Raw genomic sequence first — 13280 nt, 5'->3', positions numbered from 1 at the left:
AATTGATTGAATACCTAGCTTACCAAGTCGAAAATGGATGTTGAGCTAAGTATGAATTGTAATACCTTTTGTCTCCTGTAACTTCTTCACCAAGCCAGTCAGGAATTTCGAAACTCTCTGACTCAGATCGAAGTTCTACCTCAGCTAAAATCAAGCCATCATTTTGCCCGAAAAATTCATCGACTTCAAAAGTATGACTACCTATCTGTATTTTTGTTCGGTTCTTTTCTATAATTCCAGGAAGGCATAATGAAAAAAGAGGCGAAATTTCTTCAACAGATAATTCTTTTTCCCATTCTAGTCGGGTAAGTCCATCATTTGTAGATTTTCCTTTTACAGTTAAAAAGCCTTTTTCACCAGCTATTCGTACACGAACGGTTCTCTCAGGATCATTAGATAAATATCCCTGTTTGTAGTGTACTGCTTCACCTAGGTTTTTCCAGCTGTCGTCTTTTACCAAAAACTTTCTTTCGATTTCCTTATTCATAACATTGAAGATTTACAGAAATAAAGTAAATAAAAAAGCTATTGGATTACCAATAGCTTTCTTTATTAAATCAGAGCAAAAATGGAATTAAGCCTCTTGCTGAGTTGCAAGGCTTTGTAAGAATTGCTGAATTTCGAGATTTACATCATCTTCAGCTTTATTCAATTTTTCAACAAAGTCTTTAACCAAATAGTCTACTACAGTTCTTTGAGGTAGAACTTCAGCAGAAACTAATTGTCCAATTGTTTGTGAAACCATTTCTGGTCCAGGTATTCCTGCCATCATCATTTGAGCGAAAGCTGCATCTTGTGCTTTCATGAATTCCACTACAGGGCCATAGCTTTCTAGAACAGCTTCATTCGAACCTGTTTGGAATTTCTGTTGCATTTCTGTATTAAAAATACCAGGTTCAACTACTCCGACCTGCAAGCCAAGTGGAATTAATTCAGCTCTTAATGATGTAGTATAAGCTTCAAGGGCAAATTTACTAGCGGCATATGGCCCGTTGAATGCTCCTGAGATTCGACCTGATAAGCTACTGATATTGATTATTCGTCCTTTGTTGCTTCTTAGGTGGGGTAAGAATACATTGGTTACATTGATGACTCCGAAGTAATTTACCTCAAAGATATTTTTGTGTTGTTGGGTAGTGAAAGATTCCATGATTCCTTTACAACCTAGACCTGCATTATTTATGAGCACATCAATTGTATGTCCATTTTCTTCAATTTTAGATTTTACATTCCTGATAGATTTTTCATCTGTTACATCCATATCTATCAGATATAGAACACCATTTAATGATTGAGCAACTTGTTCTAGCTTTTTAGCCTTCTCTTTGTTTTTTTTTTCAAGTTCTCGCATAGAAGCATAAACTGTAGCTCCTGACTGTAAAAGTTCTAATGTGGTTAAATAACCAAACCCACTAGATGTTCCTGTGATTAATACTGTATTCATAAGTCTGTAATGAGTTTTGTAATTGAGGTTTAATATACAATTAAATGTTTGATATTAAAATTTATATCTATTTGTATAAAAACTATATTAGACTTTCATAGTTAAAATAAAAGTAGATAAATAGTATTTAGAAAATTAGATGAAGACTTTAATTCTAGGAGCAACACCAAACCCAAAGAGGTATGCCTATTTAGCTGCACATGAGTTGACTTCTCATGGTCATGAAATTGTACCTGTAGGTGTAAAACAAGGTGAATTAGTGGGGCAGGATATTATTAATGATAAACGACCTCAATCAGATATTGATACGATAACGATGTATATTGGCCCTAAGCATCAAGAGGAATGGTATGAATATATTTTAGATAGTAAACCTAAAAGAATTGTATTTAACCCAGGTACAGAAAACCCTGAGTTAATGGAAATGGCTGAAGAAAAAGGGATTGAAGTAGTTGAAGGGTGTACACTCGTAATGTTGTCTATTGGTATATATTAAAAGTGTTGGAAGGATATGTTGAAGATTGCATACTCAGATGTATACGCTCATGATTTACCTGAAGGACATCGATTTCCGATGGTCAAGTACAATCTGTTAGTTGAACAGCTTTTGTATGAGGGAACGATTACAAAAGATAATCTTTTTGAACCTAAACCTGTAGATGAAAAGTATATTCTTGATACTCACGATGAAGACTATTGGTATAGACTTTCAAATATATTATTAGAAAAAGGAGAGGTAAGAAGGCTAGGTTTTCCTTTGACAGAAGATTTGGTTTATAGAGAAAAAGTGATAAACCAAGGAACGATAGATTGTGCTAAATATGCGATGGAATATGGTGTTTCATTGAATATTGCAGGAGGTACACATCATAGTTTTACAAATAAGGGGGAGGGATTTTGCTTGCTCAATGATATTGGGATGGCGGCAAATTATATGCTCAATTATGAAAAATTAGAACGTATTTTAGTCATTGACCTTGATGTTCATCAAGGAAATGGAACCGCTGAAATTTTTCAAAATGAGAGTAGAGTTTTTACCTTCAGTATGCATGGGGCAAAGAACTATCCAATGCAAAAAGAAAATTCGGATTGGGATATTGGTTTACCAGATGGAATAGAAGATGAAGCCTATCTTCAAATTCTTTCAGATGCTCTTCCAAAGTTGTTTGATAAGGTAAAACCACAACTCGTTTTTTATCAATCTGGAGTGGATGTAATCTATTCGGATAAACTAGGAAGATTAGGTCTTAGTCTTAACGGTTGTAAAGAAAGAGATCGACTAGTATTCAAATATTGCTTAATAAATTTAGTTCCTGTATGTGTCAGTATGGGGGGCGGATATTCTCAACAGTTAGCGCATATTATTGAAGCTCACTCTAATACATTTAGATTAGCAGATCAATTGTTCTTTTAACGTATCCGGGACACTTTTTAAAGTTATTTAAGATTCTATTGTATTTTCTCCGTAATGGATATTTTTTTTTACTTTGCTGACTGTTTCAAGTCTAGGACACTTAAACTAATACTAAAATACATTTCTTTAAGGCTTGGCATAACACAATAGATTCTATAAGATAATGGAACTGAATACTATTTTGCTCGCTGTAATGGGCGAGTCATCTACGAGTTTTACAGGGTATCTCGGAGGTTTTCTAAACTTGATCGGGGCATTGGGATTCTTCATTTTCGGTATGAAAATGATGAGTGATGGTATACAAAAAGTTGCTGGAGATCGTATGCGTCAAATTTTGGGTGCAATGACCAGTAACCGCTTTATGGGTGTAATGACAGGTTTCCTCATCACCGCTATTGTACAATCATCTTCAGCTACTACCGTGATGGTAGTAAGTTTTGTAAATGCAGGTCTTTTAACCCTTAAACAATCGATAGGGGTAATTATGGGGGCAAATGTAGGTACAACCGTAACTGCATGGGTGATCTCGATTTTAGGTTTTAAAGTAAAAATGTCTCAAATGGCATTGCCTATTATCGCAATTGCATTCCCAATGATGTTCTCAAACAGTAAGAAACTGAAAGACTGGGCAGATGTTCTCATCGGTTTTGCTTTCTTGTTCTTAGGGCTTGATGCACTTAAAAATGCAGTCCCAACACTTTCAGCCGATCAATTATCGTTCTTATCAGACTTCACTGGTCACTGGTATTCTCCTATTATCTTCGTTATAATCGGTACAATTGTTACTGTAGTTGTACAATCTTCTAGTGCCGCAATGGCATTGACACTTGTACTTTGTAACCAAGGACTAATTCCATTCGAAATTGCAGCAGCAATGGTTCTTGGTGAAAATATTGGAACAACTATTACTGCAAACTTGGCTGCCACTGTAGCAAACTTTCACGCTAAACGTGCAGCTAGGGCACACATGATTTTCAACCTCTTTGGTGTAGTTTGGATGTTACTTGTATTCCAGTTCTTCCTAAAAGGAATTGATTGGTATATGATTAATTATACAGACATGGGTACTCCATTTGCAGCAGTATCAGATTGGATGGTAGATGATAATGGAGAAAAGATTTCTCCAGTACCTATGGCTCTTTCAATTTTCCATACAAGTTTCAATATCCTGAATGTGATCATTATGATCGGGTTTATTCCTTTTATTCAGAAACTTGTAGAGCAAATGATTCCTGCAGAAGAGGAAGAAATGGATTTCCACTTGGAGTATATTAATCCTCATGAAATTCTTGGAGCTGAAGCATCTCTGATTCAAGCGAAAAAAGAAATTATTCGTTTTGGAGATATTGTATCGGGTGTAAATGATTTAGTACTTCAGTTGCTTGAAACAGACGAAACGGAGTCTAAAACAAGAAAGAGGCTTATTAGCAAGATTCGTAAGATTGAAGATGTGACAGACCAAATGGAAGTCGAGTTGGTTTCTTATTTGGCAAAAGTTTCTCAAAACGAGGCTATCACTAAACATTCTTCAAATATGATCAGAAGTTTGTTGAGTATTGCTCATGATTTTGAACGTATTGGTGATATCTATAAGAGTGTTACCATTATTATGGAGCGTAAATACGAAGAAAAAATCTATCTTTCTGATATGCAAAAACAAAGCATGATCAAGTATTTGGAACTTGAGAAAAATGCTTTCCAAATTATGAAGAAAAACTTGCAAGCATCAGACAGTAATGTTGATTATGAAGCAGCAAATCAGGCTGAGCTAGCAATTAATAAATACAGAAGACAGTTAAGAACAGAGTATTTAGATCAAGCAGATAAGTATTCTATTCCAGTTTCTTTAGCTTATAATGATTTGATTTCAGTAATAGAACGAGTTGGAGACCATATTCACTCTGTTTCTGAATCATTGGATCATAGCAAGGAAAATGACTAATTTCTGATGAAATAATATGGAAGCCATTCTTTGTAAAACACAAAGAATGGCTTTTTTCAAACCTATAACTTCAGAATATAACCTTCAGATCAAACTTTATTACTGTTATTTGTTGTTTTTGAATTCGAAGGTAGTTCTGGATTGTATCTGTTGTGATTTACATTCCTAGCGTTTATTTTTAGGTTTTAAGATTATATTCTTATAATTTTTTTTATGTTTGTTTGTAAAATTTCTACAGTGTAGAAATCGACAACACTAGAAAATGTAATTAGCATCTCTAGCTTTAAAGTATTTGGCTTGAGATTTTAAAATTCGGAAAACATTTACCTTATGGATAATTCACTCTTGGATTTCGAAAAACCGATCAATGAACTTGAAGATAAACTTCAAGATATGAAAGAACTGGCGAGTAGAAATAATGTAGATGTCTCAGAAGCCGTAGTCGAGCTAGAAAAGAGAATTCAAGACCTCAAAGTAAGTACTTTTGAGAACTTGACTAGATGGCAACGAGTACAACTTTCAAGACACGCTGATCGACCATATACCCTAGACTATATTTACGAAATTACAGACGATTTCATCGAACTTCACGGTGATCGTAATTTTGCTGACGACAAAGCAATGGTAGGTGGTTTCGGTACCATCAACGGCCAAACATTCATGATGATCGGACAGCAAAAAGGACGTAATACTAAGCAACGCCAAATGCGTAACTTTGGTATGGCTAACCCAGAAGGTTATCGTAAAGCACTTCGTCTTATGAAATTGGCTGAAAAATTTAATAAGCCAATTATTACTTTTATCGATACTCCAGGTGCATTTCCAGGATTAGAGGCAGAAGAAAGAGGACAAGGTGAAGCGATTGCTCGTAACTTGAAGGAAATGTTCATGCTAAAAGTACCTGTAATCTGTGTGATTATTGGTGAAGGAGCATCAGGTGGAGCTTTGGGTATCGGTATTGGAGACTCAGTATTGATGTTGGAAAATACTTGGTATTCTGTAATTTCTCCAGAATCATGTTCTTCAATCTTATGGAGAAGCTGGGAGTATAAAGAGCAAGCTGCAGAAGCACTTCGTCTAACAGCAGAAGATATGACTTCTTTTGGCTTAGTGGACAGAATTGTAGATGAACCTCTTGGTGGTGCTCATACTGACCCTCGTACTACAGCGAAAACAGTAAAAGAAGTAATTCTTGATGAGTTCGAAAAGCTTAATGCTTTGAACCCTCACGAGCGAATCAACTTACGTATTGAGAAATTCTCTAACATGGGTGTTTTTCAAGAGCCAGTAAGTAAATAATTTGATTCTGCTCGAGAATAAAAAAGCGATTCCCTCTTAATGGAGTCGCTTTTTTATTTTAATTATTCTCTGTTGCATCTATAAATTTACCAATATCCAATTCAGAGATATTCATACTGTCGGGAATATTGTAGTAGTATACATTTCCCGTATTTCGGATAGAACCTGCTAACTCAGTTATAGGGAATAAATGAATCCTTCCATTTCCACGTTGATTTACTACTATTTTTTGACATCTAAAATTTCGTGCTTCAAGTCCTCCTGAATTGTAAGCATGGAAAATATTGAAGTTGTTTGATCTACCTTCAAGATTTAATGTAGTGTAACTATTGGAGACCAGTCTTAGATTTTCCGAATTAAGACTTAGGTTCACCTCTGCAAAGCAATCTTCTAAAAAAAGATGAAGGTTTTCAAATGGTAATTCCCCTTCAGTTTCTAGTTTTCCAAAGCCTGTGTGATGAATAAAGTTAAGGTTCGGGACACTCACTCTAAATTTTGGTCTGTGAAAATCTTTTGTCCAATTACAGATTCCATTGTCACCTAGTGATAAGGTTCTTCCTTCTTGAGTGTGAGTAATACTTGGGAGGTAGCCTTCATAGCTTTCAAGTGTTAATTCATGGTTTCCGTTTTCATTGTAGGATAAAATGACCTCTACTTGATCACTTATAAGTAAGCTGTCAAAGTCTGAAACAGATATTTCAATTTTTACCTTTTGTCCTTTTTCAACAAAACAATTTTGTTCGGTACAAGAAAAACAGAAAACGAAAATAAGTAAACTAGGTACAATTCTTTTCATATATCAAAAGCGATAACCAATTCCCCATTCTAAGGCATCTGATGCCCCAAATCCATGTGTTTTTAAGATCAGACTAGAGAATATCTTTCGTTTTTTAGTCCAATAGTATTTTAGTCCAACTCTTTGGTAAAATTTATCATCATTCTCAAAAGGTTTATATAAGTAATATCCTATCTGTGTGACAAGTCCTACTTTCCCCACAGCTAACTCATGCCCAATGAGTAAAGCAATCTGTTTAAAGTCAGGTATATCCTCTTCTAAGGCTCTTGTCGTCCATAAACGCTCTATATCTGCTTTTTCACCAAGGTTATAAAAAGCATCTAGACCTAGTTGGAGGGAGGAGAGTTTTCCGATTTGATATTCTAAATAGGTTGTAAGGTTAAAGAACATGTATTTTTTATCCCAAAAAGGACGTATCTCTTTGAGACCTGTACCTCCCAATATTCCAAAATAGATTTTTCTTTTTTGTTGATTTCTAGAAGGGATGTTTGCCTTTTGAGGCACTTTGTAATCTTTAAAGTGATAGTTAATACCGAATGTTGGAGAAAATAAGTTAATCCCATCATTAGGAACTCCCAATGCACCATTAGAGAAATGTTGTAGTTTTAGGCTACTAGTTAGACTCCAGTTTGGGTGAATTTGATACTGGTAAGATATGGCTAATCCTAGGAGAAAAGAGAATGTATTCCCGATTGCATTATTGAGAGGGTTAGAATCAATGTCAAAATGAGATGGGCTATAAACGCCTCCAAATTGGATTGGCAAAGTGAGTTTCCCTTTTTTACTATTAATCAATGTCTGATTAAATGTAAAGGACAGACTATACATCCTCCCAAGAATCTCCGAATAATAGTCATAATAGCCTGTAGTGATTCCCCACTCAGGTAAGTGGTAATCATGATGCCAATCTTTGTTTCCAGAAAACTTTGAAAAAAAAGCTAATTCAATTGAAGTAGGTATACTCTGACTCAAATGCTCGTTTCTGTCAGAGACAAAGAATAGACTCTTGTTATAGTTTACCCCTAGTCTCATCTGTTTATCTTGCGAGAAAATATGATGAGTTTGTGAGCAAAGTATCAGAGTGAGTAATAGTATTATATAGGTTGAGAGAGGTTTCAAGTATCTGCGTAAATTGAATAGTGCTGGTTAGATTATTCAATCTAAGAATGAGGATACAGTACTTTTTTACGCAATTCCTAAACTCTTACTTCTGTACTTTTTTATAAAAAAAGACTCGTTTTCATATAGAAAACAAGTCTTATATATTCTGAATATAATTCAATATTATTCAGCAGAAGTAGGTTCGCTATTTCCCTGATTATTTTCTTCTTTTTTAGGCTCTACACTCTCTCTTTTTGCAAAACCACCTTTTTGCTGTTGCTCTTTCTTAGGGTGATGTTGTTGCTCAGAAGGTCTTTTCTTGAATTCCTTCTTGAACGGTTTGGGAGGTAAGTTTTGAGCTTCAGCCAATTGATCTTCAAGTGGCATTTTCTCTTCTCTACCTTTCTTCTCTCGATCTTTTATTTGTTGTAAAAGCTCTTGAGCTTCAGGTCTGATTTGATAACCTGTTACCTTATTTCGATTGCGAACAACATCAATGGCTAAATAAATAGCCTCTCTCAAAGACTCTTCTGATGCAATACCTTTTCCTGCAATATTATAAGCAGTTCCATGATCTGGAGAAGTACGAATAACATTCAGACCCGCGGTGTAATTAACGCCATTGTCAAAAGCAAGTGTTTTGAATGGAATTAAGCCTTGGTCATGATACATTGCCAATACGCCATCAAACTCTTTGTACATCAACGTACCGAAAAACCCGTCTGAAGGATAAGGACCATAAACTAGGTTGCCTTTCTTTTTCAGTTCACGGATTGTTGGAGCTATTACATTTTTTTCTTCATTACCTAGTAATCCTTCTTCACCTGCATGAGGGTTAAGGCCAAGAATTGCAATTTTAGGTTTCTGAATACCGAAATCCTTTTTCAGAGCATCAATAAGAGCTGTTGATTTTTTAATAATCAACTCTCTTGTGATTGCTTTTGGAACTTCGCTTAAAGGAATGTGTCCAGTAATAACTCCTACACGAAGATCTCCAGCGCATAATAGCATCAAGCTATCTTTTCCTTTTTCACCAAAGTTTTCGGTGTAATATTCAGTATGTCCAGCATATTGGAATTCCTCTTGCTGAATATTAGCCTTATTGATTGGGCAAGTAACTACTGCATCTAAGAATCCTGCTTTTAGGTCTTCTGTAGATTTTTTGAGTGCCAAATATGCACACTCACCAGCTTCTTTGGTTACTTTTCCTACTTGTAATTCTTGTGCTTCAATCCAACAATTCACAACATTAGGCTTCTTTTCATTCAAGTAGCTATTGTTGTTGTACTGATGATAACTGAAGTTTTCTATATTTAAAAGGCGTTTATATTTGGTCAAGATTTTCCCAGAACCATAAATAACGGGAGTACAAAAGTTAGTTAACCTTTTATCTTGCAATACCTTAAGAATGATTTCAGGTCCAACCCCGTTGTAATCACCGATAGTGATACCAATACGAGGGCGATCTGTACGCTTTTGACTAGCCTGATAATTTTCCTTTTCTGCCATATTCCGTAAAAGTCACGATTATCTCTTGGAAACATTCCATTTCCACTATACAAACTACAAGATACAAGATTTTAATTAGAAACTGTTTGAATTTGGGTTGGAAGATTCCCTTTCAGAGAAAATCTGCTTACTTCAATTGAGATTTGAGAAATTGATAAAGCAATCGGACTCCAACTCCTGATGCATTTTTAGGTCTGTAGAAGTGAGGCCGATCATAATAAGCGGCTCCAGCGATATCGATATGTATCCAATCGTAATCGGTGAAATGTTGTAAAAACTTACCTGCTGTTATTGCTCCAGCTAACCTCCCTCCAACATTATTTATATCAGCTATACTTGACGCAATGTAATCATTGTACTCATCCCAAAGTGGAAACTCAATGACTCTTTCATAGACTTCACGGCCTGTTTGTTCAAAGTCATTCTTTACATTAACTGGGGCTTTTCCCATATAAACAACACCTTCTCGACCAAGGGACATTGCTGCTGAACCAGTGAGTGTAGCAATATCTATTACTAATTTAGGATTATACCTTTTGGCATAACTCAGTGCATCAGCCAGAATTAATCGACCTTCGGCATCTGTGTTACCAATCTCTACAGTTTTTCCTGCATGAGTGTCAATCACATCTCCTGGAACAATGGCATTTGCTCCAGGACGATTGTCTGTGGCAGGGATTAGCCCGACAACATGGAGTGGTAGTTTATTTCTGGAAATTGCACTGATAACTGATGCGATAGTAGCAGCACCAGCCATATCACTTTTCATCTTATTTAGAGTGCCACTTGCTGTAGATTTTAAGTTCACACCTCCTGTATCATAAACAACACCTTTCCCGACAAGGACATAAGGTTGGTCATTTATAGGGTCGTCGGGTAAATATTCTAAAATATTGAAGGTTGGTGGTTCTTGACTTCCTTTATTGACCGCAAGTAGCGCATGGAAGTTCTCTTCTATTATTTGTTCTTCGTTCCAAACTTCAATATCAAATCCCGATTTTTTACTAAGTTGAATAAGTTCTTCGGAAAGTTGTTGGGCAGTTAAAAAGCTATGAGGTTCATTAACTAAATCTCGGCAATCAGACAAAGCATCAATCAGAACATTGTATTCTTTGACCAACATTTCTTTTAAATGTTCATTTCGGAGATGAAGGTGAATGACTGGTTGCTTCTGATCTTTTTTGTATTTATCGAAAAAATAAGATGAAATACCTAATCCTTCAGCAACTGCTAGGACAAAACAATCTTGATCGGATTGATCTATGATTTCTATGATCAGTTCTGTTTCTTTTTTCAATTGCTCAAAAACAAGTCCTCCTTGTCTTCGCATAAATTCTAGTTGCTCGAAGTGCTTTTTCTCTCTAGGAATTTTTGTAAAGAATATCGAATTTGATAGGTTTCTATATTCTACGAGGGTTTCCGTATTAAATTTTTCTTTCACAAAATTCTCAACTTCATCATTGGGACAAAAGCCTTTAATTTCATTGAGATCATCGATAATGATAATTTTATGTTTAGAATCTACTGTAGAAGTAGCTTTATACAATTGTACATTATTCATAAGTGATAGGAAGGTTAGCTAGACTCTGAGAATGAATAGTAAAAAGTAGTATAAAAAATTATTATCCTTCATTCTTCCTCCAATAATGTAATTTTTTTCTTTAGCGGTTTCAAAAACGTACCTTTGCAATTCAAAAAACAAATAGCTTGTTATCATAGGAGTACAGCATATGATTTTTGTAGTTAAAGTACTGTACACCGATCATTTTTGAATTAAGCAATAGAATATGGGAGCTGTAAAGCCAAAAAAACACCTAGGTCAACATTTCTTGGAAGATATGCAGATTGCTGACCGTATTGTGGAAAGCATGAGCCTTCATGGTGGATATAAAGAAGTATTGGAAATTGGACCAGGTATGGGCGTGTTGACTGAGCGCTTAATCAAGAGGTCGGATATTCATACTAAAGTAGTAGAAATTGATAAAGAGTCTGTTGTTTATCTTCATGAAGTATTGAAGTTAGATAAAGAACAAATTATTTCGGGTGACTTCTTGAAGTTACGTTTGGATGAAATTGCGCCAAATCCTTTAGGGATTATTGGAAACTTCCCTTACAATATTTCTTCTCAGATTTTCTTTAAGGTATTGGACTACAAAGATCAGATTACTGAAGTTGTGGGGATGATCCAAAAAGAAGTGGCTGAACGTATTGCTTCACCTGCAGGAAAAAAGACAAATGGAATCTTGACTATTTTGCTCGGAGCATATTACGATATTGAGTACTTGTTTACAGTGCCACCAGAAGTCTTCAACCCACCACCAAAGGTTGATTCTGCTGTAATCGCTTTGAGAAGAAATGATAGAAAAGAGCTTGAGGTGAATCCTAAACTTTTTAAGCAAATTGTGAAAATGGGTTTTAATAACCGAAGAAAGACACTTCGTAACTGTTTGAAATCTATTTTACCAACAGAGTGGATGGCTGAACATGAAGTATTCACAAAAAGAGCTGAACAGCTAGATGTGGATGGTTTTATTGAGCTAACACGAATGATTGAAGAATATAAAAAAGAAAATAATATTCAGTAAAAAGAAAAGCCAAGGTACCTCAGTGTACTTTGGCTTTTTTTGTAGTTGGGTTTTTAGACCATCTCTTTATCCCACTTAACTAACATCTCACTCATTACTACGCAATCTCCTCTAAGTAATATACGCTGATTATCTATGAGCTCACATTCTATTTCTCCCGATCTTTTAGATGCTTGAAAGCCTTTAAGAATTTTCTTTCCTAACTTTTCAGACCAGTATTTTGCTAAATAACAGTGAGCAGAACCTGTTACTGGATCTTCATCAATACCAATAGCGGGACCAAAAACTCTTGAAGTAAAGTCATAATCTTTTTGTTTAGACTTAGCCGTAATAGCAAATACCTTTCTAGGGTGTTTTTTTAGCAGTTCTAAGTTAGGACGGAAATTGATGATTTGCTCCTCTGTTTCCATTTCGACCATGCACCAATCTCTATCTGCTCCTACATAAATTGGTGTTTCACCTAAGAAGTTTTCAAGAACTGCATCCATAATCACTAATTCCATTTTACGGTATGGAAAATTCATTTCTAATTTCTCTCCTAAGTTTTTTACTGTTAAGTCACCACTTAAAGTATCAAAGCATATTTCCTCTTCAGGATAATTAAATTTTTCGAATAAAATTTTAGCTGTAGCAAGTGTAGCGTGACCACATAAATCTACTTCTTCGGTAGGTGTGAACCATCTCAAAGAATACCCGTCAGGGATTGGGTAGGTGAAAGCGGTTTCAGGAAGGTTAATTTCTTGGGCAATGTTCAAGTATTCTTTTTCATTTAAAGGACCATCTAAAACACAAACACCTGCTGGGTTTCCTTTAAATGCTTGATTGGTAAAAGCATCAACTGTAAAAATTCGCATGAGACTAAGTTTTAATTCATTGTATAGGATTGGAGTGAAAATATCCAACTTCTCCCATAAATACTAGTATAAAGATAAATCATGTGAGAATGGTTTCGAAAAGAAATAGAGTCTAGAATAAGTAAAGGAGATTTTAGCTAAGTAGTGTAGTAATATTTTTAGGTATAATTAGCTTGTGCTCAATATATTTCAATGCCAAATGGGGATTCATCCAACATTGTACATTTTTATTTGAAATGATGTAAGATGTATTCGCATTTGTAAAAAAACTTTCTAACTTCAAGACAACATACATATGCAAGAAATGATGTATTAACTCATGCTACTTACTATAAT

General features: G+C 35.2%; 12 protein-coding genes. 5 read left to right on the top strand and 7 right to left on the bottom strand.

Annotation, left to right across the window (positions count from 1 at the left end; genetic code table 11):
- Nucleotides 1–19: 19 nt before the first annotated feature.
- A complete protein-coding gene (locus BC781_RS08870) occupies nucleotides 20–487 on the bottom strand; it encodes a CYTH domain-containing protein (RefSeq protein ID WP_109616883.1) in 468 nt (155 codons plus the stop codon).
- 87 nt (nucleotides 488–574) lie between these two features.
- Complete coding sequence (locus BC781_RS08865) at nucleotides 575–1444, bottom strand: SDR family oxidoreductase (RefSeq protein WP_109616882.1); 870 nt, start codon at nucleotides 1442–1444, stop codon at nucleotides 575–577.
- Nucleotides 1445–1583: 139 nt separating this feature from the next.
- On the opposite strand from BC781_RS08865, the gene BC781_RS08860 reads away from it, so the two are divergent.
- The 4 genes from BC781_RS08860 to BC781_RS08845 all read left to right on the top strand — a co-directional run bounded on the left by BC781_RS08860 (nucleotide 1584) and on the right by BC781_RS08845 (nucleotide 6099).
- Entirely contained in the window at nucleotides 1584–1940 is a 357-nt protein-coding gene (locus BC781_RS08860) for a CoA-binding protein (protein ID WP_109616881.1), read from the top strand.
- A 15-nt stretch (nucleotides 1941–1955) separates the two neighbouring features.
- The gene (locus BC781_RS08855; protein ID WP_109616880.1) at nucleotides 1956–2858 is read left to right on the top strand and encodes a histone deacetylase family protein; all 903 of its coding nucleotides are present in this window, start codon (nucleotides 1956–1958) and stop codon (nucleotides 2856–2858) included.
- 163 nt (nucleotides 2859–3021) lie between these two features.
- On the top strand, nucleotides 3022–4800 hold the full coding sequence (locus BC781_RS08850) for a Na/Pi cotransporter family protein (RefSeq protein ID WP_245935600.1): 1779 nt from the start codon (nucleotides 3022–3024) through the stop codon (nucleotides 4798–4800).
- 330 nt (nucleotides 4801–5130) lie between these two features.
- Nucleotides 5131–6099 carry an acetyl-CoA carboxylase carboxyltransferase subunit alpha gene (locus tag BC781_RS08845; protein ID WP_109616879.1) on the top strand — a complete coding sequence of 323 codons (969 nt, stop codon included), beginning with the start codon at nucleotides 5131–5133 and terminating at the stop codon, nucleotides 6097–6099.
- Nucleotides 6100–6157: 58 nt separating this feature from the next.
- Here BC781_RS08845 and BC781_RS08840 read toward each other — a convergent pair whose 3' ends face one another.
- From BC781_RS08840 to BC781_RS08825, 4 genes are all read right to left on the bottom strand, one after another.
- The gene (locus BC781_RS08840) at nucleotides 6158–6895 is read right to left on the bottom strand and encodes a GIN domain-containing protein (protein ID WP_109616878.1); all 738 of its coding nucleotides are present in this window, start codon (nucleotides 6893–6895) and stop codon (nucleotides 6158–6160) included.
- A gap of 3 nt (nucleotides 6896–6898) precedes the next feature.
- The gene (locus BC781_RS08835; RefSeq protein ID WP_109616877.1) at nucleotides 6899–7927 is read right to left on the bottom strand and encodes an acyloxyacyl hydrolase; all 1029 of its coding nucleotides are present in this window, start codon (nucleotides 7925–7927) and stop codon (nucleotides 6899–6901) included.
- A 252-nt stretch (nucleotides 7928–8179) separates the two neighbouring features.
- Complete coding sequence (gene pdxA / locus BC781_RS08830; RefSeq protein ID WP_109616876.1) at nucleotides 8180–9505, bottom strand: 4-hydroxythreonine-4-phosphate dehydrogenase PdxA; 1326 nt, start codon at nucleotides 9503–9505, stop codon at nucleotides 8180–8182.
- A 127-nt stretch (nucleotides 9506–9632) separates the two neighbouring features.
- Nucleotides 9633–11066, bottom strand: coding sequence for a leucyl aminopeptidase family protein (locus BC781_RS08825; protein ID WP_245935599.1), 1434 nt, complete (start codon nucleotides 11064–11066; stop codon nucleotides 9633–9635).
- Between the two features lie 226 nt (nucleotides 11067–11292).
- On the opposite strand from BC781_RS08825, the gene rsmA reads away from it, so the two are divergent.
- Nucleotides 11293–12090 (top strand): 16S rRNA (adenine(1518)-N(6)/adenine(1519)-N(6))-dimethyltransferase RsmA, encoded by a 798-nt coding sequence (gene rsmA / locus BC781_RS08820; protein WP_109616875.1) that lies wholly within the window; start codon nucleotides 11293–11295, stop codon nucleotides 12088–12090.
- A 53-nt stretch (nucleotides 12091–12143) separates the two neighbouring features.
- Here the strand turns inward: rsmA and BC781_RS08815 are convergent, their stop codons facing one another.
- Nucleotides 12144–12944, bottom strand: coding sequence for a PhzF family phenazine biosynthesis protein (locus BC781_RS08815; RefSeq protein WP_109616874.1), 801 nt, complete (start codon nucleotides 12942–12944; stop codon nucleotides 12144–12146).
- Nucleotides 12945–13280: the final 336 nt, after the last annotated feature.

The sequence above is a fragment of the Sediminitomix flava genome (assembly GCF_003149185.1).
GTDB classification, from domain to species: domain Bacteria; phylum Bacteroidota; class Bacteroidia; order Cytophagales; family Flammeovirgaceae; genus Sediminitomix; species Sediminitomix flava.
Note: the sequence above shows the minus strand (reverse complement) of the source record. Positions and strands in the feature narration are given on the sequence as shown.